This window comes from Pseudomonas sp. BF-RE-21 (assembly GCF_019947305.1).
GTDB classification, from domain to species: Bacteria; Pseudomonadota; Gammaproteobacteria; order Pseudomonadales; family Pseudomonadaceae; genus Aquipseudomonas; species Aquipseudomonas migulae.
Genome location: NZ_JAGYGF010000026.1, coordinates 17954 through 43338, shown reverse-complemented (window position 1 = coordinate 43338; position 25385 = coordinate 17954). Strand labels below are relative to the sequence as shown.

Sequence of the window (25385 nt, the reverse complement as noted above, 5' to 3'; positions counted from 1 at the left end):
AACGCCTGAACAATCGCTGGTTCCAGAGGTGTTGCATGAGTGTTCAAACAACGGTCGCCGTCGCTAAACCGGTGATCAATATTCGCCTGTTCACGATCCGGATCATCACCGCCGTGTCGCTGTTTGCCGTGCTGGGCAAGGCCAACGTCTGGCTCGACACCGCCACCAACAGCATCCTCGCCCTCGGTTATCGGGCGTTGCTGTTGCTGCTGCCGCTGACGTTATTGGTGCTGGGCCGTCGCTCCCTGAGCGTCACGTTGTTGTGCGCCGCCCTCGGGCTGGTGTTGCTGGCGGTCACCAGCAACCAGGGCATGGTGATGTTCGCCGCCGCGTTGTTCGCCTACGGCATTGCGATTGCCGGTTACCTGATCAAGAGCGAAGCCGCCCAGACCAAGGAGGGCGCGGCCTACAACCGCGTCGCCATGAACATGGGCAGTCTGGTAGCGGGGCTGATCCTGCTCTCGCCGCTGCTGACCCCGACCCTGTTTTTCCTCGGCGCGGCAGGTTTCGTCCTGCTGTGCCTGCCCATCGCCATGGGCGCGACCTTCACCTCCCAACCGGTGGTTGCCAGTCCGGTCACTCATGACGGCAGCGGCTGGCGCAACAAACTGCCATGGGTGATCGCCGGCATCATCATGGGCATCAAGCTGTTTGGCGTGTTTTCGATCCTGCCCCAGGCAATCCTGCTCGAAACCGGCGAACTGCCGGCCTGGTATGGCCTGATGCTGATCCTCAACAGCGCCGTGGTGGTCTTTGCCCAGGTGCCGGTGATGAAGCTGATCGAGCGCACCGGCCGCTTCAAAGTGGTCGCTGTCATCGGGATCATCATCGGCGGCTTCGCGGTGCTCTCGTCGCCGGGTGCATTCCACGTCGAAACCCTCGTGGGCGCGTTGATCTGGGTCGCGCTGCTGTCCATCGCCGAGTGTGCGTTCAGCTACCTCGATTACTTCTCCGTCAAACAAAACAACATGTTCGTCAAGGAAGTGTCCCTGGGTGTCGGTGCCGGCCTGACGGTGCTGATCATGCGGGTCATGCCGCCGCCCTATAGCGCCCTGGTACTGGCTGCCATCGGCGCGGGAGGCATCCTCGCCTGGTACTGGCTCAACCGTAGATCCAACGCGTCGCTGCACGACTGAGTCACCGCGTTTGCGTTTTTTACTCCACAGGTCGGAGGCTTCATGAATACGACGTCATGCGTAGTGGTGGTCGGGTACAACGGCAATCGGGTTCACGACATCCAGAAACTGCGCGAACTCTGCAAAACGCTCTACAACGCCCGGTTGATCCTGCTGGTCGAGAAGATTCAGCCCGATGACGACCAGGTGGCCGATCACGTCTGCAGCACGTCCCTGGCGCCGGAAGACGTCACCGAATCCCTGGAACTGGTGGCGGGTTGCTTGAGTGCCGATCACTGGAAACTGATCGGCGTGCTGCCGTTTTCCGACCGTGGCGTGCTGCTCGGCGCGGCGCTGGCGAGTCATTACGGCTTGCCCGGCATCACCCCGGCCGAGGCGCGTGCGGGGTTGGATAAACAAATCTTTCGCAAGCTGGAAGCGGCGGCCGAGCAGTCGCCGGAAGATTATCGTCCGGTGTTTTCCGTGCGCATCGAAAGCCTCGCCGAGCTGCGTCAGCGGGTCGTCGAGCTGGGCGGCAAAGCTTTCATCAAACCGGCCTGCGAAGGCGCGAGCAGGGGCTGCCGGGTCATCCATCATCCGTCCGAATGCGACGAGGCGTGGCAGGCACTCAAGCCGTATCGCGAGGGCGGCATCGTCCTTGAAGAACTGATTCAGAACGCCCGGGAATACAGCTGGGATTATGTTGCGGGCAGCACGTGGGTCACGGAGAAAACCACCACCGAAGGCGCCTATCGCGCAGAAATCCAGCAAGTGGTGCCGGCACCGCTGGCGGCAGACGTGCAAGCCAGACTGGCGGCTGCCGGTCGGCACATGTCCGGGTTGGTCTCGCAGGCTAACGGCGCGTACCACAACGAGGTGTTCCTGCGCAGCGACGGCCTGACGTCGGCGGTGGAAACCAACATGCGCCCCGGCGGCATGCACATCTGGGACCTGGCCCGCCTGGCATTCGTCGATTTCGATCCATGGGAGCGCTGGGTCAGGTGGGCGGTGGAAGGCAAGACCGACCCGCGCGATCCCGTCGCTCGGGGCTATTGCGGCATCCGTCTAGTCCGGGCGCCGGCCGGCGGCCTGCTGCGCTACGTGCCGGACATCGAGTCCCTGGCCCGGGACCTGAACATCGAGCTGGTAGAAGCCGTTTACACCAAACGCCTCAGTGATTCGGTCACCGCACTGGTGAAGGACAACACTTCGTTTATCGGCCACATCGTGTTGTTCAGCGAAGACTACGCACAGCTCAGCGACAACCTGCTGCGCCTGGCTGACGCGATCGAATCACGTGTCGAGGTCACTAGCCTGGCGGCCCCGGCGAGAGCCGCGGGTTGAGTCTCCTGGACCTGCGTTTTGGTATTTTTGAGTTGAGAGGATTGTTTCAATGATCGAGCAAAAAATGACCTGTGATGAGCGCTTTATAGCCCTGGCGAAAGAGCTGGACTATGACATCTACGGCGAAAACACCGCGGGTGGTCATTACGCGCCGCTGATTCGGCATCACGATGAGCTCTATCTCAGCGGCCTGGTGCCGCGCATGACCGGCGAAATCCGCTACCCCGGCAGGGTAGGGCTGGAGCTCAGCCTGGCCGATGCACAAGCGGCCGCCAGTATCAGCGCCATGCGCGGGCTGGCCTTGATCGTTGATGCCATCGGCTCGCTGGACAAAATAAAGTCGCTGATACGTATCACGGTTTACGTGAAGTCCACGGCGGACTTTGTTGACCTCAGCGAAGTTGCCAACGGTGCATCGGATGTCTTCAGCCATGTGCTGGGCGATGCGGGCAAACATACTAGAACCACTGTCGGCGTTTATCAGTTACCGAAAAATGCCGCCGTAGAAGTTGACATGATTGTGGCGCTTCGGCCTTCGGTTTTGTGAGTGTTAGTGTGCCGACTTTACAGTGATCAATTGTTCGCCTAGTGTCTGGTCACTTAAGTCGCTCATAACTCGGTGTTTACGGATGAATAACATTCAAGGTGGTTTTTTTTCATATAAGGACTTTCGCCAGAGTTTAACCCGTCCACCGGTGAGTGCACGGGTGTGGAAGGGCGATGAACTTACCGATATGCGTCAGAGCCTTGCGGCCAGCGAGGTCGATATTGTCGCGCTGGCTCACCATGACAGCAGCGAAGGTTGCAAGCTGACGCCAGGGATGGCGGTGTCGATGCAATGGTTGAACCCCGGCACCGAACTGAACGGTCATGCCCATTCGTGGTGGCACCTGTTCATCATTCAGTCCGGCAGCGGCACCTTGACCCTTGGCGATGCCGATGCAGTGAACATCAGCCCCGGCGACGTGTTGCTGGTACCGGCCTGGACCCGGCACGGCTTCGTCAACACCAGCGCCACTGAGCCGCTGGCCATGCTGAACATGAGCAACATGCCCCAGATGGCGTTGCTCTCCAATGCTGCAGACGCCACGGTCTGACACGCTCAATCTTCCCGTTTTGCCCATCAGGGAGTCCGCATGCGCAGGCTCCCTTTTTCATTTCTGCTACCTAGGCAGGCCATGGCTGTTTTGACTTTCTGTATCCGTAGAAACAGATAATTTCTGTATCTGTTCAGCACCTGGCCAACTAACTACGATCGATTCCAATGCAACGGATTATTGTGGTTAGTGCAAGGGAGCGTTCTATGGATAGTACGAAGCTGAAACTGTATGTTGGCGCAGATTTTGTCAGTGCTTTTGCAATGTCGGCATTTGTCGCGCTGAAAGAAAAGCAACTTTCATTTGAACTTGTTAAGGTTGATTTAAAGGCGCGTGATAACTACCTGGCGAGTTATCGTGATGTATCGCTGACGTGCAAGATTCCCACGCTGGTTCATGATGGTTTTGCACTGTCGGAATCTTCGGCCATTGCTGAATACCTGGAAGAGATAGCGCCGGGGCATAAAAAACTGTTCCCGCTCGACATCAAACAGCGCGCTCGCGCTCGTCAACTCCAGGCCTGGCTGCGCAGTGATTTGTTGGTGATTCGCAAAGAGCGCCCGGCGGACCTCATCTACTTCGGCAAGAAAGAAACCCCGTTGTCGGACGAAGCCCAGGCCGCTGTCGCTAGGCTGTTCTTCGTCGCGGATCGGTTGCTGGAGGAGGGGGCCGATCACCTGTTCGGTGACTGGAGCATTGCCGACACCGACCTGGCAATCATGCTCAATCGACTGCTCGCCAATGGCGACCGCGTTCCTCAGCGGCTCGCGGCCTATGTGCGTCGGCAGTGGGATCGCGACAGCGTTCGGGCATGGATGGACATAGAGCGCGCAGCGCCGGCCATCCAGTAACTAACGCCAGGCAATCACCAGGAGCGCTGCCATGCAGGGACCGTCGGAGCTGGAAAGATACAAACCCTACAACTCACGCACCATTCGCGACACGCCGTACTGGCAGAAGCTGACGCCAGCGTTGCAGGAAGCCATGACCGTGGTGGCCAGGGTCATGCCGTTTCGCACCAATGAATATGTGCTGGGCACGTTGATCGACTGGAACAACATCCCGGACGATCCGATTTTTCGTATGACCTTTCCCCACAAGGACATGCTGCTACCGGACGAATACGCGTCGCTCAAGCAACTGATCGAACGGGATGACGCCGTCGCCATCAAGCGACGGATCGAGGCGATCTGGTTGCGCATGAATCCGCATCCGGCCGGGCAGCTGACGCACAACGGCGCGACCCTCGACGGAAAAGTCCTGCCGGGCATTCAGCACAAGTACCGCGAGACCGTGCTGTTTTTCCCCGGTGCCGGTCAGACGTGTCACGCCTACTGCACGTTCTGTTTTCGCTGGGCGCAGTTCATCGGCGAAGAAGAGCTCAAGTTCAACGCACGTGAGTCCCAGGAGCTGGTGAATTACCTGCGGGTGCACACTGAGGTGACGGATGTGCTGATCACCGGTGGCGATCCGATGATCATGAACACCCGTTCGCTGGCCGGTTACATCGAGCCGCTGCTGGCGCTGCCGCACCTCAAAAGCATCCGCATCGGCACCAAGTCCGTGGCGTATTGGCCACAGAGGTTTGTCAGCGACAAAGATGCGCCGCAGCTGCTGGATCTGTTCAAGCGCATCGTTGCGGCCGGGAAAAACCTGTCGGTCATGGGGCACTACAACCACCCGGTCGAGATTCGCCAGGACATTGCCCGGCAGGCTGTCGAACGCATTCGTTCCACCGGCGCGACGTTGCGCATGCAGGCGCCGGTGATCCGCCACATCAACGAGAACCCCGGCGATTGGGCCGAACTATGGACTGAAGGCGTGCGGCTGGGAGCGGTGCCTTATTACATGTTCGTCGAGCGCGATACCGGGCCCAGCCACTACTTCGCGATGCCGCTGGCGCGCGCGTTCGAGATCTTCCAGGCGGCCTACCGCACGGTGTCCGGGCTGGCGCGCACCGTGCGCGGGCCGTCCATGAGCACCTTCTACGGCAAGGTGTTGATCAACGGCATCGAGACCGTGGCCGGGGAAAAAGTCTTCGTGCTGCAGTTTCTCCAGGCTCGGGACCCGCAATGGGTATTGCGCACGTTCTATGCGCGCTTTGATCCGAACGCGACCTGGTTCGATGAGTTGCGGCCAGCGTTTGGCGAACGTGCGTTCTTCTTTCAGCCGGAGCCTGTGGCAGCGCCCGAATTGATACCGGTCCTGCTCGAAACGGCGTAGGACGATTCATCAGGAGATAAGGATATGAGCAGTATTCCGTTTGATCAGCGAGAAGGTTTTATCTGGCTCGACGGCGAGTTCGTCGAGTGGTCCCAGGCGCGACTGCATGTGCTGAGTCACGGCCTGCATTACGCGAGTACGGTGTACGAAGGGGAGCGCGTCTACAACGGCAAGATCTTCAAACTGCGCGAACACAGCGAGCGGCTGTATCGCTCGGCACAGTTGATGGATTTCGCGATTCCCTATGAGCTGGCCGAACTGGAAGCGGCCAGTCATGAACTGCTGCAACGCAACAACGTCGTGGACGGTTATCTGCGGCCAGTGGCGTGGCGCGGCAGTGAAATGATCTCGACCTCGGCTCGTTTCAACCGCGTGCACGTGGCGATCGCCTGCTGGCAATGGCCGAGTTACTTCGACCCGGCGGGGCACATGGGCGGCATTCGCTTGAAGACCGCGCAGTGGCGGCGTCCGCCACCCAGCAGCAGCCCGTTCGAAGCCAAGGCGTCCGGGCATTACCAGATCGCCACGCTCAGCAAGCACGATGCGGAAAACAACGGTTTTCACGACGCGTTGATGCTCGACTGGCGCGGTCACGTCGCCGAAGCCACCAGCGCCAACGTGTTCTTCGTCAAGGACCGGACGCTGCATACGCCGCTACCCGATTGCTTCCTCAATGGCATCACCCGCCAGACCGTTATCGAATTGGCCGGGGCGCTGGATTACCAGGTGGTCGAGCGCACCATTCTTCCTACGGAGCTTGGCGATTTCGATGAGTGTTTTCTGACGGGCACCGCCGCCGAAATCACCCCCGTGCAGAGCATCGACGAGCAGCGCTACCGACCGGGCAACGCCTGCCGCGAATTCATTGCCGCTTACACCTCAACCGTTAACGCCTGATAAACCGCCAGGAACACCACCATGTCAGATCAAGGGATTGTTGCGTCTACACCTTACGTTTCACTCGGCCACCGCCATGACGAATTGTCGTCCCGCGGCTGGACGGTACTGACCCCGGCCGAATTTGCCTACGATGTCGTCGGCACATTGCAGGCGTTCGGTCAGATCATTCCGCAATTCAACGGGCAGACGGCCTTCGCCATTACCCGCAAACCGGGGTACGAAGCGTTGCCGTACTCCCAGAGCATGAACGGCATCGGACCGCACACCGAAGCGCCGGTCTACGGCCCACCGCCGCGTTATCTGGCGCTGCATTGTCATCATCAGGCCACGTGCGGTGGCGGACACACCGGGTTGGTCGACGGGATCGCGTTTCTGGCATTCCTCGAACGCACGGAGCCCGAGTTGCGCGAATGGATCGACGACACACCCGTGGAGTTCGTGGCCACCGCCAAACCGGGTGAAGTGGCGCAAACGCGGGTCAAGGAATACATCCTGACGCCTACAGAGGACGGGGACATTTTCCGCTTCAGCTACAACCAGTTTCACTACGGCGATGTGAACCCTTCCGAGGAGGATCTGCAGCAATCGAAGGTGACGAACAGCTCATCGCCACTGGCCAGGTTCGCGATGCTCGGCGAGGACTATTTCATCCAGCACAACACACCGGTGCTGATTCCCGACGGCTGCATGCTGATTTGGGACAATTGGCGAATGATCCACGCCCGCAGTCGATACACTGACCCCGCGCGAAACCTGACCCGCTACTGGCTGGCCTGATTCATCCGTCGCCCACAATTCCATCGGCGTACCCCTCGGCGGGTACGCGTCTTACAGGTATCGCGTCATGCAAACAGCAATCGAGATCGCCAAGGTCGATCATCAACTGGTCGTGCGGCTCAATCAGGCCTGGACCAAAAGGGCCACGGTGTGCGCACCGGACAAGACCTCGGGCAGCGAAACGTTCGACCCGGCGCGTCCGGATTACCCGGAGTGCATGGTGCCGTTTTTCCATCACCCGAAATTCCAGGTCTTGAGCGACGAGCTCAAAAGCACCGTGGTGACCTGGGGCTGGATCGGCTACAACCTGCGCACGGTCACGGCCGAAGAACACGTGGTGAACCCTGCGCTGAGCGTCATCGCCAATCAGTACCTGGGCAAAAACGACTGGCATTTTCGCGAAGCGATGCAGCAGACGTTGATCGACGAGCACTACCACACGCTCATGCACCTGCGGGCCATCGAACGGACCAAAGAGGATCGAGCGCTCGATCAGGATCTGGACCTGCCGCCGTCGGTGACCTATCTGCGTCTTGCCGCGCTGCGTGAGGAATTGCCCGAGCAGTGGCAGCGCGATCTGGCAGCGATCACCTTCGCGGTAGTGGCCGAGATCAGCGTCAACGCTTACCTGGATCTGCTGGCCGACGATCAAACCATTCAGCCGCAAAACCGCCGCGTGGCAGAACTGCACAACCGCGACGAATATGCCCACAGCAAGATTCTCGCGGAAGTGGCGAAGGTCATGTACGCCAACATGCAGCCGCCTCAACGGGCATTTTTCGCACAGACGTTGTCGGTGGCGCTGAGTGCCTTTGTCGCTCAGGACTACTCGATGTGGGAGGCGATTCTGACGCAACTCGGCGTCGAGGACGCGGCACTGATCATTGCCGACACCCGGGAGAGCAACAAGAACGCCACGATCATGCGCGACTACAGCGGCCTGCATCGTCTGGCGCAGGATCTGGGGATTAGCGACGAGATCGATTTCGACTTCCGTCCGACCCTAAAAACCGCTGCAGTGGCCTGATCGGGAGGTGAATATGTCCGTTCCTGTGTACGAAGTGTTCGCCATCCGAGTCGGCGCCAATGCCCAGCGCACTGCCCGGGAGAACTTTCTTTACGACGCCTGCTGCGGTGATCCGAATGCCTCGATGCCGCTGGATTACTACTTCTGGGTCATTCGTAATGAGCAGCAGGTGATTGTGGTCGACACGTGCTTTCAACCCGCGACAGCGGATCGGCGCAACCGTCAGATGTACCGCCTGCCGGAAGAATCCCTACGTCAACTGGACATCGATCCGGCGCAGGTCGAGAACCTGATCCTCACCCATTTGCACTGGGACCACGCCGGCAACCTGGGGTTGTTTCCGAAAGCCACGGTGCATTTGCAGGAAGCGGAGCTGCGCTTCTGCACCGGTCCGAAAATGGCCCATCGCACGGTGAACAAAACCTACGAGGTCGAGGATGTGATGTCGGCTCTGCCACCGCTGTTCGAAGGCCGGTTGCGCTTGCATACCGGCACGGTCGAGGTGGTTCCCGGCGTGACGCTGCACCCGGTGGGCGGCCATACGCCGGGTAGCCAGGTGGTGCGGGTGAACACCGCACGCGGGTGGATTGTTCTGGCGTCGGATGCGGCGCATTTGTGGGCGAACATTCGCCAGCGCAGTCCGTTTCCGATCATTGATGATCTGGCGCAGACGCTGGAAGCGTTTATCGAAATCGACCGTTTGGCCGACGGCGAAGACCACGTCATTCCCGGCCATGACCCGCTGATCGCCGAGCGCTTCCCGCATTGGAACGATGACCCGCACATCATCTGCCTGCACGCCAATCCCTTGTAGGAGCGAGGCTTGCCCGCGAAGAACGATAACGCGGTTCTCCTGAATGACCGCATTATCGTTCTTCGCGGGCAAGCCTCGCTCCTACAAGTTATGTGTCAGCTTTGGTTTTTGAGGAGCTGGCCGAGGGTCGCCAGCGCCTCATCAATCTTCGGCGAATACGGCGCCCCACAACCGATCCGCACGAAGTGACTGAAGCGCTGGGCATTGGAAAAGATATCCCCAGGCAAAATCTGGATGCCCACCTTCAACGCCGCATGAAAAAACGCCATGGACGCCTGTTCAGCCGGCAGTTCCACCCACAACAACGTACCGCCCCGTGGATGGGTGATGCGGGTGCCCGGTGGAAAATAGCGAGTGATCGCCGCACTCATCTGCTGGCGCTGCTGTGTCAGCGTTTTCCTCAAGCGGCGCAGGTAACGTTCGTAGGACGGCGTCTTCATGAACGCACTGACCGCCAGTTGCGACAACGCCTCACAACCTCGGGACTGCGTGTGCTTGAGCATTTCCACGCGGTCGTGCCACTGCCCGGCGCTGATCCAGCCCAGGCGTATGCCCGGCGCCAGCGTTTTGTTCAGCGACGCGCAGTAGATGACGTTGTCGGTGCGGTCCCAGTGTTTGAGCGTGGATAACGGCTGCTCGGTGTCCACCAGGTCGCCGTAGGTATCGTCTTCGATCAGCACGGTGCCGTGCTCGGCACACAATTGCACCAGCCGCGCCTTGTGGGTGTCGGGCATGATACTGCCGAGCGGATTCTGCAGATTGGGAATGACGATCAGCGCCCGAATCCGGTCGGGGCCTTGCAACAGCTGTTCGAGCGCAAACAGATTGATGCCCGAATGGGCCGTTGCCGGGACTTCGAGCACTCGCAAGTTCAAACTTTCGAGAATTTGCAGCAGGCCGTAAAAGGTCGGGGATTCCACGGCCACGGTGTCGCCGGGGTGGGTCACCGCACGCAAGGCCAGGTTGATCGCTTCGGTCGCGCCGTTGGTGATCACCATTTTCTCGGCGCTCAGGTTGGCCTTTGCCGTCAACGCTCGTCGGGCAAGGATGTTGCGCAACTCGATGTTGCCGCAGGTCGGGCCTGTCGCACCCAGCAGTTTCTGATCCTGACGCAATGCCTTGCTCATATGGTCTTGCAGAATCTTCAACGGATAGAGTTCCGGCGCGCAGTAGGCGCTGGCGAAATTGACCTTGACCGTCGCGCGTTGGCTGGCCTTTAGCACCGATGACACTTGCTCGTGAATGCCGAGATAGACCTCGGTATCAAGGGGCGCAGGCGTTGTGGTCACGGCCGGTTTGGGCAAGGTGTCCGGCTGGCGAATGTAGTTGCCGGAACGCGGACGGGCTTCCAGGACGCCATAGTCCTCAAGCTCCCGGCACACCTGCACCGCGGTCGACAGGCTGACGGCGTGTTTTTCCATCATCAGCCGAATGGAGGGGAAGCGTTCCCCGGTTTTCAAGGTGCCGCTGCGGATCGCGTCGAGGTAGTGGTTGGCTAACTGACGGTACAAGGGGGTCGGGTGCATGATGACCTCAGCAATCGCACCACTGAGGTCTTGGGCTGGAAAGAAAGTTGACGTTCCCCGCAGGCGGACCCGTGGTGCTCAAGGGTTAAGGGAAGTTTTTTTCTGGCGTCGATACACAGAGAGTAATCGCGCTTTTGCCGGAATCGCGGGCAATAAAAAGCCCCGCTCTAGGGCGGGGCTTTTAGGTCAGTGGCGCGTGAGGCGCTGCTGAGCGGGAAGTGTTACTGCGCGGCGATGCTGTAGCCATCGAACGCGGTTTGCTGCTGAAGCGCGGTGATGATGTTTTTGCGGTTAACGGCGTGTTCGGTTCCGCTACTGTCCAGGAACGATTCGCTTTCCAGCTCTGCTTCATCGCCTTCGCCGACAAAGGTAAAGCCGAGGAACTCCAGGGCCTCACGGTCAACGTTGAGTCGCGAACGCGGAGTGCGCAGCGGCAGCGTGACGCTGATGCCGTCCTTGCTGATGGTGAACACTTCGACATCTTTCTTGGCGCGGGCCGTTTTGCTCTTGCTACTGGTTGGGTTGCTGATGGCCTGATGCGTCTGGTTCAGTACTTTCAGGGCCAGACCGTAGACGATCTCCTGAAACGCAGGATCGTCCTTGAAGCTGGAAAGGATCCGGCTGATCGAGAACTTGCTGCTCAGGTCTTCAAGGGCCGCGATATCGGCTGCCTCGGCGTCCTTGAGTTGCTTGAGTTCGCCCATCAATTCATAGGCTTTATCGTCGTCGAAGCGGTCGTGGGCCTGGCGAATCGCGGCGCGCAGCTCGCGGATCTGGTCGCTTTCCCGGGTGGACTGGAAAGCGTCCAGCACCATCTCGGCGATGGTCTTGGCCTGGGGCACGTGCTGTGAAAGATTGATGGAGTTTTCGTATTCCGCTTTGGACGACAAGGTGACTACGGATTCAGCGGTATTGGAATCGGACATTGAAATTTCACTACTTCTTTAACTTGAATTGGGGCGAAAAAGCACAGGGCTTTTTCAGGCCGCCTAATCTATTGGACCTGCGCGGCGTTGTCACGGGTGAACAGGCGAGCGGGCAAAAGAACTGGATAACACCACCTTGTAGGAGCCAGCAAGCCGGCTCCTACAGGATGACGGGCTTCAGGGAGCGGAACGTTTGATAAAACCGGAATGAGCGTCCGCAGAACAAACCGCTCGAAAAGCCCGATGCACAGGCCTTGAGCAACACCATCGGCAGCGTGGCCGAGTGCTGCGGATCAACCTCGGCCTGGTAGCCAAAGTAATAGTTAACAGCGAAAAACAGCAGGTAAAGCACCAGGGTTTTTGCTGTGCCCGGCACGATCAATCCGGTTTGCGCTTGATCCAGCTCGACACCCTTGCGCGAAAAAATCACCAGTGCGACGACGCTGCCCACGATCACCGCAGCCAGCCAGCAACTGATTGAGAGTGAGAAGTCGGGTGTCAGATTCAACGAATACAGCGACCAGCCCAACAAAATCGGCGGTGTGATCAGCAGCGAAAATTTGCTTTCACGGGTCGGGGACAGGGCTTTGATGCCGTAGTAACAGAGCAGCAGAAATACTGCATAAACCCACAGCGGGGTATTTTCCAGGGTGTTGAGCATCGAGCAGCGTCCTTGCCGAAAAGTGAAGTCGGGATCATAGCGGTTGCGGCGACTATTTCCCCGGTGAATTCAGATTCATCGACCGCACCGCCCATTGCTCTGCGGTTTGCTGATCAACCGGCAATGTGAAGCGGAACGTTGCACCGCGGCCGGGCACATCGATCAGCTGGATATCGCGACCGTGCAGTTGCAGGATCCGATGCACGATTCGCAGCCCGAGTCCGCCATCGCGCCGTGCCCCGCCAATGTTGAACGGGCGCAGGAACAACCCTTCGCGCAGTTCTGGCGCGATGCCGGGCCCAGTGTCGCTGACGGTGACTTCGACGAAAGACCCTTGAGGGCGCAGGCTCAGTTCGACTTCCCCACCTTGGGCGGTGTGGCGCAGAGCGTTGTCGAACAGATTGGTGAGCACCCGTTCAATCAGCCCCAGATCGGCGCAGGCGGCTGCAACGTTGGGGGCAAAGTTGGCTTTCAGTTCGACCTGACGCGCCTCGGCGGTCAGTTCGAATTTCTGGAAGATGTCCTGCACCAGGTCGGTCAGGGAGAAGCGCTCCAGCACCGGTTGCACAAAACCATGTTCCAGGCGCACCAGCTCCAGCAGCGATTGCGCCAGACCGCCGACTTTGCGGCTTTGATCCAGGGCGATGCCGAGGTAGCGGCGGCGGTCCGCGGGGGACAACGTGGCGTCCTTGAGCGACAGGGTTTCCAGATAACCGTGCAGGGAGGCCAGCGGCGTGCGCAAGTCGTGGGAAATGTTCGCCACCAGTTCGCGGCGTTCCTGATCCTGGCGGGTCAACGAACGCCATTGTTCACTGAGGCGCGCCTGCATTTGTCGGAAGGTGGCGTCGAGAATGGCAATTTCATCGTGGCTGGCGGTTTTTTCCACCGGTGCTGATTCAGGAGGCGTGGCCGGGACGCCATCGATGTCGAACTGGCTGACGGTTTCGGTCAGTCGGCGCAAAGGTCGGGTAATCAGTGCAAACGCGGTGAGACCGGCAATCAGGCACAGCAGCGCGACTAACCCTATCGATAACAAGGCGGTATTGAGTGCCGCACTGGTGGCGCCGCGTTCAGCCAGGCGATCGTGGTCCTCACCGAGCAGCACCACGTAGAGATAACCGGCCGGCTTGCCGTCAACTTTCAGCGGCGCGGCGCTGAACACCTTGCGCGCATCGGCACTGCGCGGGTCGTCACCGAGAATCGGCAGGGCTTCGCCTTTGAGCATGCGCTGGATCGGCGCGAGGTCGATCCGCTCCCGATGAATCCGGCCCTCGGGCGCGGCGCTGCCGACAATCTTGCCTTCGGTGTCGAGCAGATAGACCTCGACACTGGGATTGACCAGCATCAGTTTGCTGAACAGGTCACGCACGGCATTGGGCATCAGGCCCTGGGTGTCCATCAGCACGGTGTCACGAGCGATGTGCTGGGCCAGATCCCGCGACAGCCCTTGCACCACTTCCTGTTCATGCATCTGGTTGGAACGCACCTGCATCCATGCCGAGGTGCCGCAGCACACCAACAACAGCACGGCGAACACCAGCGACAGCCGCTGGGTGAGGGTCAGCCTCATGGCTGTTCCTCCCTGGCCGCGAATTTGTAGCCACGGCCCCACACCGTGAGGATGCGCACCGGTTGTGCCGGGTCGGCCTCGATTTTCGCGCGCAGGCGGTTGATGTGGGTATTGACCGTGTGCTCGTAGCCTTCATGGCTGTAACCCCACACCGCATTGAGCAGGTCCATGCGCGAGAACACCTTGCCGGGCTGGCGGGCGAAGAAATACAACAGGTCGAACTCCCGTGGCGTGAGATCGAGGCGGCGACCGTCAAGGGACACGTCGCGGGTGATCGGATCGATGGCGAGCCCGTCCGTGATCAGGCTGCCGGCGTCCATTTTCAGGTTGCGGGCCATGGCGTCGACCCGCCGCAACAGCGCTTTGACCCGAGCGACCAGCTCAAGCATGGAAAAGGGTTTGGCCAGGTAATCGTCGGCACCGAGTTCCAGCCCCAGAATCCGGTGCACTTCACTTGAGCGCGCGCTGGTGATGATGATCGGTGTGTAGCGTGCCATGGCGCGGGCGCGCCGGCAGATTTCCAGGCCATCGACGCCCGGCAGCATCAGGTCGAGGATCAGTGCATCCCAGCTTCCTTGCTGCAGCATTCGCATGCCTTCATCGCCATCGGCGCAGTGCACCACCTCGAACTGCTCATCACGAAGATGCAGGCAGATAAGGTCGGCGATATGCAGGTCGTCCTCGACCACGAGGACGCGTTTGGTCGGTTCCATCAAGCTCAATCCTTCGGCGCAATGAGCGCATTGTGCGGGTTTTCCGGGGCCAGAGTTATCACGAATTGTTTAACTTCCCGTGAGGATTTGGCGATCAACCCAAGCCTAGGCTGTGTTCCATGAAAGGCACTTTGGATTTTGGAGACGGCCATGTTTTCACGGCGACAATTTCTTGTAGCGAGCGGCGGGCTGGGGGTTGCAGCCCTGGCGATCGGTGTATTGCCAAAATTTGCTGCCAGCTCTGCGCTGGTCAGCGAGGCCAGCGCGGCGGAGGTTTTCGAGGTGACGCACACTGACAGCGAATGGCGTGCCCTGCTCAGTGACGAGCAGTACGAAATCCTGCGGGAAGAGGGCACTGAACGGGCTTACAGCAGTGCGCTGAACAATGAGCATCGTGATGGAACCTTTGCCTGTGCCGGTTGCGATCTGCCGCTGTTTTCCTCTGCCACCAAGTTCGACAGCCACACCGGCTGGCCGAGTTTCTGGGCACCGCTGGACAAGGCAGTGGCGACCCGTCAGGACCGGTCCTTTGGTGTGGTGCGCGAAGAGGTTCACTGCCGGCGTTGCGGCGGTCATCTGGGCCATGTCTTCGACGATGGGCCCAAACCTACCGGTCTGCGCTACTGCATGAACGGTCTGGCGATGACCTTCAAGCCACAGGCGGCTTGATTCCTTTTTCTCTCATTTCCTGCAGGTCGACGCTATGTGGCTTCTGATCCTCGCTTATCTCGGTGGTGTGCTGACGATCGTCAGCCCGTGCATTCTGCCGGTGTTGCCGTTTGTCTTCGCTCGCACCGGGCAGCCGTTCATGAAGAGCAGCCTGCCGCTGCTGGCGGGCATGGCGCTGACCTTCGCGCTGGTCGCTTCATTGGCGGCAGTGGGCGGCGGTTGGGTGGTGCAACTCAATCAGTATGGACGCTGGCTCGCGCTGGTGTTTGTCGCCCTGTTCGGGCTGACGCTGTTGCTGCCGCAGTTGGCCGAACGTCTGACGCGCCCGTTGGTGGCGGCTGGCAGTCGGTTGTCGGAGGCGGCGGGCGCCGATGCCCGGCCGCGTCCCGGTGCTTCGTTTTTGATCGGTGTTGCCACGGGGCTGCTCTGGGCGCCGTGTGCCGGGCCAATTCTGGGCCTGTTGTTAACCGGCGCCGCGCTGCAAGGGGCAAGCATCGCCACCACCCTGTTGCTGCTGGCCTACGCCGCTGGTGCCGCCACTTCCCTCGCGGTTGCGCTGCTGCTGGGCGGTAAGGTTTTCGCCGCAATGAAGCGTTCCATCGGTGCTGGCGAGTGGGTCCGTCGAGGTTTGGGCGCGGCCATGCTGGCCGGTGTGGCGGCGATTGCGTTGGGGCTTGATACCGGGATTCTGGCGCGGTTTTCCACGGCATCTACCGGTGGTATCGAGCAGGCGCTGGTGGGCCGTTTGGCCGGTAAGACACCGAACGGCAGCGGGGCGATGATGGCGAGAACCCCGGCTGCTGATGGTGCGATGAGCGTGGCTGACAAAGCGCCGGGCACACTGCCCATCGAAGGCAAGCTTCCATCGCTGGATGGCGCCGTGCAATGGCTCAACTCGCCACCACTCGATGCCCAGGCGTTGAAGGGCAAGGTAGTGCTGGTGGATTTCTGGACTTATTCCTGCATCAACTGCCTGCGCAGCTTGCCCTATGTAAAAGCCTGGGCTGAAAAATACCGCGATCAGGGGTTGGTGGTGATCGGCGTCCATGCACCCGAATTCGCCTTCGAGCGCAACGTAGGCAACGTCACCAAAGCCATGAAGGACCTGGGTATCAACTACCCGGTGGCCATCGACAACGAATTCAAGATCTGGCGAGCTTTCAACAATGAGTATTGGCCGGCCCACTATTTTGCCGACGCCCAGGGGCGCATTCGTTATCACCACTTTGGCGAAGGCGAGTACGCCGAGTCGGAGCGGGTGATCCAGCAATTGCTGCGTGAAGCGGGTGCCGCCAAGGTGGATGACGGGTTGATCAATGCCAATGCCGAGGGTGTTCAACTCGCGCCGGACATGAACGAAGTGCAGTCGCCGGAAACCTATGTCGGCTACCAGCGCTCGGAGCATTTCGTCCCCGAAACCAGTCTGGTTCCCGACAAGTTGACGACCTACAACCCTCCGCCGCAACTGGCCCTGAATGACTGGAGCCTGGGTGGTCAGTGGACTGTCGGTCCGGAGCGGGCCACTTCAAGCGCGCCCGACAGTCGCATTGTCTACCGCTTCCACGCACGTGATTTGCATCTGGTACTGGGCCCCGGTGCAGACGGCAGGCCGGTGCGTTTCAAAGTGCTGATTGACGGAAAAGCCCCCGGCGATGCCCACGGTACGGACGTGGCGCCCGATGGCAGCGGTAGCGTCACCGAACAACGTTTGTATCAACTGGTGCGCCAGTCCGGCGCAGTAACGGATCGGACGTTCAGCATCGAATTTCTCGATCCGGGTGTCTCGGCATATGCCTTTACGTTCGGTTGATCGCCACCTCACTGATTCAGGAGTCCGCCTCATGAAAACCCTGTTCAACTTGCGTCGCACCCTGTTGGGACTGGCCGCCGCTGGCGTCATCGGCCAATGCTCTGCGTTCGCTTTCGGTTCCGCCGAAGACGCGGTCATCATCCCCGCACCCACCCTCGACGAAATCACCCAGGCCCACAGCGAAACCGCCGTGTTCGCCGGCGGTTGTTTCTGGGGTGTCCAAGGTGTGTTTCAGCATGTCAAAGGCGTGAAGAAAGCCGTCTCCGGTTACGCGGGCGGGGCGGCCGACACCGCTCAATACGAGCGGGTCAGCGGCGGAAATACCGGTCACGCGGAATCGGTCGAGGTGACCTTCGACCCCACTCAGGTCAGCTACGGCACCTTGTTGCAGATCTACTTCTCGGTGGCTCACAACCCGACCGAACTCAATCGTCAGGGACCTGACCACGGCACGCAGTATCGCTCGGCGATTTTTCCGGAAAACAGCGAGCAGCAACGTGTTGCCCAGGCCTACATTGCCCAGCTCGACGCTGCGAAATCGTTCAACAAACCGATCGTCACCAAGCTCGAAACCTATAACGGTTTCTACCCGGCAGAAGAGGAACATCAGGACTTTCTGACAGAACACCCCACCTATCCGTACATCGTTATCAACGATCTACCGAAAGTGGCGCAGTTGAAGAAGTTGTTTCCGGAGCGGTATCAAGAGAAACCAGTGTTGGTGAAGGCGGGGATGTAACTGGCGGCTTGGTTACTTACGACGCGGACGCTCCATCGCGATGGTCGACGTTTCAAACCCCAGGCCCGAAAAGAAATCCGAAGCACCTTCGCGACCCGCTCGTAAAACCCAGGTGATCTCGTTGTTGTCACCCATGACATGCTCAACCAGAGCACGCCCGACACCTTTGAGTCGATGGTGCTCACATACGACAACCATCGACAGATAACCGTTGGACAGTCCATCGGTAATGCCTCGGGCGAACCCAATGATCCTGGAATCCTTCACCGCAATGGCTGTGCGTTGGGAGTTAGCGATCAGCAGAGCAAAATGATCAGACGAACCTGTGCGATGGGCCCATCCGTTCTTTGCGAGAAAAAGGCGAACAGATTCAACCGCTGCGGGTTTCAAGTCACAGATGTACATGGTGTCTCTCATGGTCGTTGGGTGATGCCTTGTCTGGCGCACATGACGATGGAAATAACTAAAGTCTAGTCGTCACACATAAAGCTGGATATGTTGTCTCTGTTCAGCTTAGTAATACCTTGCTCGTACCAGTCTGAAAGGTGGATTTTAATTTGGCTTTTTCTATGTTTTATCGGGAAGGGGCGAAAGCGTTTTCCTTGTTTTAATGAGTAGATGTAATATGTCTTGCCGCTTTTTATGATTCGGTCAAAACTGTAAAAGTCAAGGTAGTGACCTTTGTTGCTGGTGCAGATAACGATGTCGCCCTAATTGTAGGGGCATCCGCTTGAAGCGTCATAACAGAAAAAGTCACGAATGCCCTTATGCTCAATGGTTGAAGTGTTTTCCTTTAGTACTTTCTGTGCGCGCTCTTTTGTCTTCTCGGTGTGATAGGTGTCCCATATAAAAATTGGCAGTGACTGGTTAGACTCATCCTTTAGCCAATCAGGACCGTCGGCGTATTGCATGCCTCTGGCTAAGGCCTTTTGCATCTTGTCGTGATTCGCTCTGTAAAGGTTTAAATGCCTGTTGAAGGTGTCCGTACGAGAATAAATAACGGCGGGTGATTTTTTGATTGTTGCAATTTCTTTTTTGTAGTTGTTGTGAAGCTCCTTGCTGGTAATAACTACACAAGTGTCGCGAAATAGACTGATTCCGGTGCTTGTAAAATTGGCACTTCCAATAATGACGGTCTTCGGGGCTATCAAGTACACCTTCCAATGGGTGCTTGCCTGATAACCAAAGTCTACAGAAAAGTTAAGCTTGTTATTTTTGATGTCTCTGCAGTGTTCAATGAAATCGGGGGAGGAGAATGAGTTGATTGTTCCGATAATAAGCTCAATGGAGTTTTCATTTTTTAGCATTGTGTCAATCAGGTTTTCTGTTTTGCTTGCAAAGGCACTAACTATTGTTATTTGTTTGTTGTGAATTTTTTCTAAATAAGCATTTAGATTGTTTTCGTTGTTCAGAATTTCCATAACAATGCTATTGCTCCATTTTTTGACTTGCTGAGGTTGTCACTACATCTTGAGGTGATCATGGATTAACCAATACCTTCACCCTGAAATCACATTCTTGCCCGCCACTTTCGACCGATACAACGCTTGATCAGCCCTGGCCAGCAGCCCGGTCTGTTGTTCTTCTTCAAAGCGTTGTACGACGCCAAAACTCATGGTGACTTGAAAGTCTCCCACTGGCAGCAAACTGGCGACGCTATGGCGGATTGTCTCCGCGAGGTTTCTGGCGTCGGCCAACGGGGTATCGGGAAGAATGATGATGAACTCGTCACCGCCCCAGCGCGCCAGCAAGTCGCCGTCGCGTACGCAATGTTTCACGCTCTGGACAACCTGCACCAGCGCGGCATCCCCCAAGGCATGACCGTAGTGATCGTTGATGTTCTTGAAGTCGTCGATGTCCATGGCAATCAGCGACAGCGGCTGTCGGAAGCGCTGGGCGCGATCACATGCCTGAGGAAGGTCCTTGCTCAGGCGATGGCGATTGGCGATTGTGGTCAGTGCGTCGGTTTCCGCCAGTTTGCGGTTTTCTTCGAGCTGAATCTGCAGTTGCTGGTTGACCCGGGATAACTCGCGGGTGCGTTCTTCGACGATGGCTTCGAGGGATTTGTTCTTTCGTTCAAGTTCTTCGAACAAGCGCTTCTTGTCTTCGATGCTGCGGTGCGCACCGACCATGCGCGCCACCGAACCGTCGGCGTTGCGGGCGAGCACGTAGCCGCGGTCTTCGACCCAAGTATAGCTACCATCCTGCATGCGGCAGCGATACTCGGCCTGATAGCCGGGAGCCTGTTGGCTCAGGTAGGCGTCAAACAGGGCCATGACCCGTGGGTAATCCTCGGGATGCATCACCGATTCCCAGGTGAATACCGTGTTGTTGAGGGAATGAGGCGCATAGCCGAGCATTTCGTACCAGCCGCGGTTGCGGTAAACGAACCCGGTATTGGCGTTCCAGTCCCAGATGCCATCACTGACCAGTTCCAGGATGGTGTGCAGCATGTCTTCGTTCAAATCCGACAGATTGAACTTCAACGCTTCAATATCCGAGGCCCCATCCATCACTGCTCTCCCTGACCAAAGCGACCCGCCAGTCGAGGAGATTAGTCGATGGTGCATTCAACCGCCTAGTGCTTGCCCCACATCGCCATGGCGAAGTCGACGAAACGGCGTAATTTCGGCAAGCGGTAGCGATCCTGAGCGTACATCAGGCTCATTGGCCGGCTCGGCGGCGGGTAATTCGGCATCAAGGCCACCAGTGTTCCGTCTTTGAGGTCTTGTTCTACCAAGGCGTCGGGTAACAGCACGATGCCCATGCCGGTGCGTGCCGCCTGATGCAAACCGGCGGAGCTGTTGATCAGCATCGGTCCACTGACCGCCACCGCTACCTCGCCTTCGGCCCCGCTCAGACGCCATTCCTTTTCCACCGATTGCCAGTCATCACCGGCCGGGTAGGCGAAGGACAGGCAGTCGTGGTGTCGCAGGTCATCAGGTTTTTCCGGGTTGCCGCGACGCGCCAGGTAGATCGGCGATGCGCACATGGTCAGGGTGTAGTCCACCAGTGGACGGGCAATCAGGTTGGTCTGTTCCATGTTGCCCAGGCGAAACGCTACGTCGATGCCGTTTTCAAGCAGGTCCGGGCGGCGGTTGGTGAGGACAACGTCCAGTTTGACGCGCGGGCACAGCAGGGCGAATTCGCTGAGCGCCGGTGCCAGTTTTTCCGTGCCGAAGGTTAACGGTGCGGTAATGCGCAGGGTGCCGCTCGGCTCGTCGAGGGCCTGCTCGGCGAGGCGTTCGGATTCGGCCACCAGTCCCAGCACTTCCAGGCAGCGTTGATAGTACGCGGTGCCAAATTCCGTCAACCGCTGGCGCCGGGTCGTACGGTTGAGCAAACGCACACCCAGACGCTGCTCCAGTGCCCGCAGGTGATTGCCCACCATGGTGGTGGACATTTCGCACTGAAAAGCGGCGGCGGTCATGCTGCCGGATTCCACCACCCTTACGTACACGGTCATTGCCTGGAACAAATCCATTATCAAGCCCGACTTTAAAATGATTGAAGTATTGCAGCGTTTATCCAGCTCAGGTGGCTAACCATACTGCAAAAACACCGACCATTGATGGAGTTTGATGTCATGACCGCCGCCTGCCTGATGAGTACTTACCAACCGCTGGCACTGAGTTTCAGTAAAGGCCTGGGCACGCGCCTGTGGGATCAGGCCGGTCGTGAATACCTGGACGCGGTGGCGGGCGTGGCGGTGACCAATGTTGGGCATTCGCATCCCAGAATCGTCTCGGCGATCAGCGAACAGGCCGGCCTGCTGCTGCACACCTCCAACCTCTACAGCATCGACTGGCAACAGCGGCTGGCGCAGAAACTGACGCGGCTGGGGGACATGGAGCGGGCGTTCTTCAATAACTCCGGTGCCGAAGCCAACGAGACTGCGCTGAAACTGGCGCGGCTGCATGGCTGGCACAAAGGCATCGAACAGCCCTTGGTGGTCGTCATGGAAAACGCGTTCCATGGCCGGACGCTCGGCACCCTGTCCGCCAGCGATGGCCCGGCCGTGCGCCTGGGGTTCAATGAACTGCCGGGTGATTTCGTCAAAGTGCCGTTCGGCGACCTCAAGGCGCTGGACAAGGTCCAGCAGGCCCACGGCGCAAGAATCGTGGCAATCCTGATGGAGCCGATCCAGGGTGAAAGCGGTGTGCAACTGGCCCCGCCCGGTTACCTCAAGGCCGTGCGCGACCTGTGCAATCGGCGTGGCTGGCTGATGATGCTCGATGAAATCCAGACCGGCATCGGTCGCACCGGCCAGTGGTTTGCGTTCCAGCACGAAGGCATCGTTCCGGACGTCATGACGTTGGCCAAAGGCCTCGGTAACGGCGTCCCCATCGGCGCCTGCCTGGCCCGGGGCAAAGCCGCCGACCTCTTCACCCCCGGCAGCCACGGCAGCACGTTCGGCGGTAATCCTTTGGCCTGCCGCGTGGGTTGCACCGTGCTGGACATCATCGAAGAACAGGGCCTGCTGGCAAACGCCAAAATACAGGGCGAACGCTTGCTCGCCAGATTGCGCACCGAGTTGGCCGATGACCCGAACGTGCTGGCGATTCGCGGCCAGGGTTTGATGATCGGCATCGAACTCAAGCAACCGATCCGCGACCTGACCCTGATCGCCGCCCGGGATCACGCCTTGCTGATCAACGTGACACGGGGCAAGACCATCCGCCTGCTGCCACCGCTGACGATTGATGAGCGCGAGGTGGAGATGATTGTCAGAGGGGTTGGTCGGGCGGTGAAAACGGTCTGAGCTACTTTAATGCTGACCGCTTTTTGTAGGAGCCAGGCTTGCCGGCGAAGGCGCTCTTGAGGACGCTTTCGCCGGCAAGCCTGGCTCCTACAGGTGCGGTTCGCTCTTATAAGGCCGGGAATCAGCGAAGTCGGTGATGTCCAAGCGGTTCATGAGTCGCAGTTTTGAACCGGCGAACCCTTCGAACAACTGCCGATGCTCGGCATACCCACTGGAACCCTCGCGAGCACGATAACTGCCGGCCCAGTCGAGCAAGGCGATCAGCCTCTCGTCCTGCTCATCCCGATTAGCCTCACGCAGACGAACATTGGCGACGCATTCCTCATCGCCAACACACAGCCAGATCAACGCCGTGGCCCTGTGGATAAGTTCGCTGACGATCCAGCCGTAGACACCTTCGATCACCCAGCGCTCTTCATCTGCTGCGATCCGTGCCATGCCCAGGGCTTCGGCGCGGGGGCGGGCGATGCTGTGTTCGTCGGACAGCCAGTGAAGGGCGTCCAGATCAACCCAGGGTATTTGCAGTTGGCTGGCCAATTGCTCGGCCAGCCAGCTTTTGCCGGAACCGGAGTTGCCGATGATCAGCGTTCGAGTGAGGTCCATAGTAAATGGTCTGCGTTAAACCATTGTGGGAGCGAGACCGGCTTGCCGGCGAAAGCGGTGTGTCAGTCAAAGTTATGCCGACTGACACACCGCCATCGCGAGCAGGCTCGCTCCCACAGGGTTGAGCGTTTACCGTCAATCCTCAGCCTCAGGCGCCACCATCCGCGTCTTCGGCGAGCCATCCGAATTGTGCTGGTAAATCGCCTGCGGCTGTCCTTTTTCATTAAAGAACACCTGCCCGATCCCCGCCGAATTCCACAACCGTTCACCCGCCTCGGCATGCTCCGGAACATGCGGCACGATGCGCATCCGTCGGCGCTTGGTCAGCCAGTTCAGTGGTGAGCGCGGCGAATAGAGCCAGCGGTTGAGGCGGTCGAACCATTCCAGCAGCGTCGGCGGAAATTCGTTCTTGATGCCGCTGCTGGTGATCTGCCAGATCCTTGGGCCCGCCTTGCGGTGTCGGATCAGCACTTCGTAGACGAAGGAATAATGCACATCGCCTGACAGCACCACGTAGTTACCCGGTGTACGCGAGTGTCGGAAAATGTTCAGGATCACCTGCGCTGCGCCGCGATGGGCCATCCAGTTTTCGGCGTCCACCAGCAGGGGATAACCGAACCAGCTGAACACCCGTTGCACGGTTTCGATCAGCTTCACACCGAACACCGGCGCGGGCGAAACGATGATCGCCGACGGGTGATCCAGCAGTTCCTGTTGCAGTTCGCAGAGGGCTTCCCAGTCCAATAGACCCGAGGGTTGCTTGAGTGTCATCTCGCTGCGCCAGCGCCGGGTGCGGGTGTCGAGCACCACCATCGCGGGGCTGGTGGGCAGCACGTAATGCCAGTGCTGAAACTTCAGCAGCTCATCGATCAAGGCGTCCTGCACCGGGCTGTCGAGATAGCCGTCTTCCCCGGTCGCGCTGAAACCATCGGTCTTCGCCAGCACGGCGCCGAACGCATCCGGGTTGTTGCCCCAGCCTTGGCACAGCATGTAAGCAATCAGCGCGTTGCCGATGATGCGCTTGGAGAACGGGTGGCCGTAGGCCGTTTCCTCCCATTGCGCGGAAAGATTCCAGTCATCGGTAATATCGTGGTCGTCGAAGATCATCAGGCACGGCAGATGCGCGAAGGCCCGTGCGACACCGCCCAGGCCTGCCTTGAAGGTATCGATGCGCGTCTGCTCCAGCGCATAACGCGCGCGCCGTTCGGGAATCAACTTCGGCGGTTTGGGCGTGATCAGCGTCCAGGGTGTCGGCGACCACACCAGCAGGTACATGGCCATGACCTCAGCGAAGGTCACCAGGTGATTGTCGGCACTGCTGCTGGTGAAAATCGGCTTGCGCGCCCCGCCGAAAAATCGCTCGCGCAGGGTTTCATTGCTTTGCAGCGCCGGTAACAAATCCGCACGGTGGTAGTAGCTGGCCGCATGCTCATAGAGCTTGGCGCTGTCACTGACCACGGCGCCTTCGAGGTGTTCGCCGAACAATCCCAACCGTGCGATCAAGGCATGAATGGCCCGCAGCATCGGCCCGGCGACATCGTCGGCGTACACCTGGTCGCCACTCATCATCAGCAACGCCGGGCGCTCAGTGGCCTCGTGTTCCGAGGCCAGCAAATGATCGACACAGAGCAAGCCGTCGGCGGCGGGATGATGAGGTTTGCGGCAAGAGCCATGCAGCAGTTGGTCGATCCGCGAGCGCAAAACAAAATTCGGGCAGCGTGCTTCGCCATACAACAGATGCGGCGCCCATTCGGCGATGCCCGTCATTGCGCCATCAATCAACAGGTCGTACTCGATCAACGTGTCGCAGGGCAGGGCGTTGTCGAGCGGCACATCGATCAAATGAATAAAGGCGTGCGTTCCGACGGGAATGATCGTGCATTGCCCGGCGTCGAGGCGGATGTCGCCAACATCTTGCAGGCGCAACGTCAGCGATAACGGCCGGGTGCCCACGAGCCACAGCACCAGCCGTGAAGGCTCCAGGCGCCGCAACAGCGGCCCGACCAGAACCGGTGGCAGTGGGGTGCAGTTGTCAGGCAGTGGCAGTGATTCGGACATCCGGGTTCAAGACTCTTGGCGCACAGGCCGGCGATGATAACGCAGACCTCT

At 59.1% G+C, this 25385-nt stretch carries 25 protein-coding genes; 14 read left to right on the top strand and 11 right to left on the bottom strand.

Translation table 11 applies throughout. The features are described from left to right. Window positions 1-35: 35 nt before the first annotated feature. From KGB25_RS17785 to KGB25_RS17740, 10 genes are all read left to right on the top strand, one after another. The gene (locus tag KGB25_RS17785; protein WP_008043746.1) at window positions 36-1136 is read left to right on the top strand and encodes a hypothetical protein; all 1101 of its coding nucleotides are present in this window, start codon (window positions 36-38) and stop codon (window positions 1134-1136) included. 42 nt (window positions 1137-1178) lie between these two features. Then, complete coding sequence (locus KGB25_RS17780) at window positions 1179-2459, top strand: biotin carboxylase (protein WP_207285721.1); 1281 nt, start codon at window positions 1179-1181, stop codon at window positions 2457-2459. A gap of 49 nt (window positions 2460-2508) precedes the next feature. After that, complete coding sequence (locus KGB25_RS17775) at window positions 2509-3006, top strand: RidA family protein (protein WP_008025407.1); 498 nt, start codon at window positions 2509-2511, stop codon at window positions 3004-3006. An 82-nt stretch (window positions 3007-3088) separates the two neighbouring features. Further along, window positions 3089-3556 (top strand): cupin domain-containing protein, encoded by a 468-nt coding sequence (locus KGB25_RS17770; protein WP_008045169.1) that lies wholly within the window; start codon window positions 3089-3091, stop codon window positions 3554-3556. 206 nt (window positions 3557-3762) lie between these two features. Further along, on the top strand, window positions 3763-4407 hold the full coding sequence (gene yfcF / locus KGB25_RS17765) for a glutathione transferase (protein ID WP_008025411.1): 645 nt from the start codon (window positions 3763-3765) through the stop codon (window positions 4405-4407). Window positions 4408-4438: 31 nt separating this feature from the next. Continuing rightward, entirely contained in the window at window positions 4439-5779 is a 1341-nt protein-coding gene (locus KGB25_RS17760; protein ID WP_008025413.1) for a KamA family radical SAM protein, read from the top strand. 24 nt (window positions 5780-5803) lie between these two features. After that, on the top strand, window positions 5804-6676 hold the full coding sequence (locus KGB25_RS17755; RefSeq protein ID WP_008045173.1) for a branched-chain amino acid aminotransferase: 873 nt from the start codon (window positions 5804-5806) through the stop codon (window positions 6674-6676). Window positions 6677-6697: 21 nt separating this feature from the next. Beyond that, entirely contained in the window at window positions 6698-7456 is a 759-nt protein-coding gene (locus KGB25_RS17750; protein WP_223436074.1) for a TauD/TfdA family dioxygenase, read from the top strand. Window positions 7457-7523: 67 nt separating this feature from the next. After that, window positions 7524-8483 (top strand): diiron oxygenase, encoded by a 960-nt coding sequence (locus KGB25_RS17745; protein ID WP_223436072.1) that lies wholly within the window; start codon window positions 7524-7526, stop codon window positions 8481-8483. A gap of 13 nt (window positions 8484-8496) precedes the next feature. Further along, complete coding sequence (locus KGB25_RS17740; RefSeq protein ID WP_223436070.1) at window positions 8497-9297, top strand: N-acyl homoserine lactonase family protein; 801 nt, start codon at window positions 8497-8499, stop codon at window positions 9295-9297. Window positions 9298-9392: 95 nt separating this feature from the next. Here the strand turns inward: KGB25_RS17740 and KGB25_RS17735 are convergent, their stop codons facing one another. The 5 genes from KGB25_RS17735 to KGB25_RS17715 all read right to left on the bottom strand — a co-directional run bounded on the left by KGB25_RS17735 (window position 9393) and on the right by KGB25_RS17715 (window position 14693). After that, entirely contained in the window at window positions 9393-10823 is a 1431-nt protein-coding gene (locus KGB25_RS17735; protein WP_223436068.1) for a PLP-dependent aminotransferase family protein, read from the bottom strand. A 221-nt stretch (window positions 10824-11044) separates the two neighbouring features. After that, window positions 11045-11749 carry a hypothetical protein gene (locus KGB25_RS17730; protein WP_223436066.1) on the bottom strand — a complete coding sequence of 235 codons (705 nt, stop codon included), beginning with the start codon at window positions 11747-11749 and terminating at the stop codon, window positions 11045-11047. 160 nt (window positions 11750-11909) lie between these two features. After that, window positions 11910-12410 carry a hypothetical protein gene (locus tag KGB25_RS17725; RefSeq protein WP_223436064.1) on the bottom strand — a complete coding sequence of 167 codons (501 nt, stop codon included), beginning with the start codon at window positions 12408-12410 and terminating at the stop codon, window positions 11910-11912. Window positions 12411-12462: 52 nt separating this feature from the next. Beyond that, window positions 12463-13980 carry a sensor histidine kinase gene (locus tag KGB25_RS17720; RefSeq protein WP_223436062.1) on the bottom strand — a complete coding sequence of 506 codons (1518 nt, stop codon included), beginning with the start codon at window positions 13978-13980 and terminating at the stop codon, window positions 12463-12465. After that, entirely contained in the window at window positions 13977-14693 is a 717-nt protein-coding gene (locus KGB25_RS17715; protein WP_008025429.1) for a response regulator transcription factor, read from the bottom strand. Before KGB25_RS17715 ends, KGB25_RS17720 begins: the two co-directional genes overlap by 4 nt. A 150-nt stretch (window positions 14694-14843) precedes the next feature. Here KGB25_RS17715 and msrB point away from each other — a divergent pair, with 150 nt between their 5' ends. Genes msrB through msrA form a run of 3 tightly spaced genes read left to right on the top strand, consistent with a single transcriptional unit; the run spans window position 14844 to window position 17911 of the window. Then, window positions 14844-15362 carry a peptide-methionine (R)-S-oxide reductase MsrB gene (gene msrB, locus KGB25_RS17710; RefSeq protein WP_207285713.1) on the top strand — a complete coding sequence of 173 codons (519 nt, stop codon included), beginning with the start codon at window positions 14844-14846 and terminating at the stop codon, window positions 15360-15362. A gap of 34 nt (window positions 15363-15396) precedes the next feature. Next, entirely contained in the window at window positions 15397-17172 is a 1776-nt protein-coding gene (locus tag KGB25_RS17705) for a cytochrome c biogenesis protein DipZ (protein WP_223436060.1), read from the top strand. Window positions 17173-17203: 31 nt separating this feature from the next. Beyond that, a complete protein-coding gene (gene msrA, locus KGB25_RS17700; RefSeq protein ID WP_223436058.1) occupies window positions 17204-17911 on the top strand; it encodes a peptide-methionine (S)-S-oxide reductase MsrA in 708 nt (235 codons plus the stop codon). 12 nt (window positions 17912-17923) lie between these two features. On the opposite strand, the gene KGB25_RS17695 is transcribed toward msrA, so the two are convergent. From KGB25_RS17695 to KGB25_RS17680, 4 genes are all read right to left on the bottom strand, one after another. Then, complete coding sequence (locus KGB25_RS17695; RefSeq protein ID WP_008025435.1) at window positions 17924-18316, bottom strand: GNAT family N-acetyltransferase; 393 nt, start codon at window positions 18314-18316, stop codon at window positions 17924-17926. 305 nt (window positions 18317-18621) lie between these two features. Then, the gene (locus KGB25_RS17690) at window positions 18622-19332 is read right to left on the bottom strand and encodes a phospholipase D family protein (RefSeq protein WP_223436056.1); all 711 of its coding nucleotides are present in this window, start codon (window positions 19330-19332) and stop codon (window positions 18622-18624) included. Between the two features lie 78 nt (window positions 19333-19410). Next, entirely contained in the window at window positions 19411-20424 is a 1014-nt protein-coding gene (locus tag KGB25_RS17685; RefSeq protein WP_008036628.1) for a sensor domain-containing diguanylate cyclase, read from the bottom strand. Window positions 20425-20489: 65 nt separating this feature from the next. Further along, window positions 20490-21395 (bottom strand): LysR family transcriptional regulator, encoded by a 906-nt coding sequence (locus KGB25_RS17680; protein ID WP_008025440.1) that lies wholly within the window; start codon window positions 21393-21395, stop codon window positions 20490-20492. A 102-nt stretch (window positions 21396-21497) separates the two neighbouring features. Between KGB25_RS17680 and KGB25_RS17675 the strand changes: the two genes are divergently transcribed. Beyond that, window positions 21498-22673: an aspartate aminotransferase family protein gene (locus KGB25_RS17675; protein WP_223436054.1), complete on the top strand. Its 1176-nt coding sequence runs from the start codon at window positions 21498-21500 to the stop codon at window positions 22671-22673. A gap of 87 nt (window positions 22674-22760) precedes the next feature. Here the strand turns inward: KGB25_RS17675 and KGB25_RS17670 are convergent, their stop codons facing one another. Both KGB25_RS17670 and KGB25_RS17665 read right to left on the bottom strand, forming a co-directional pair. Further along, entirely contained in the window at window positions 22761-23276 is a 516-nt protein-coding gene (locus KGB25_RS17670; protein ID WP_223436052.1) for an adenylate kinase, read from the bottom strand. A gap of 135 nt (window positions 23277-23411) precedes the next feature. Next, window positions 23412-25334 (bottom strand): alkaline phosphatase D family protein, encoded by a 1923-nt coding sequence (locus KGB25_RS17665; RefSeq protein ID WP_223436051.1) that lies wholly within the window; start codon window positions 25332-25334, stop codon window positions 23412-23414. Between the last annotated feature and the right edge of the window lie 51 nt (window positions 25335-25385).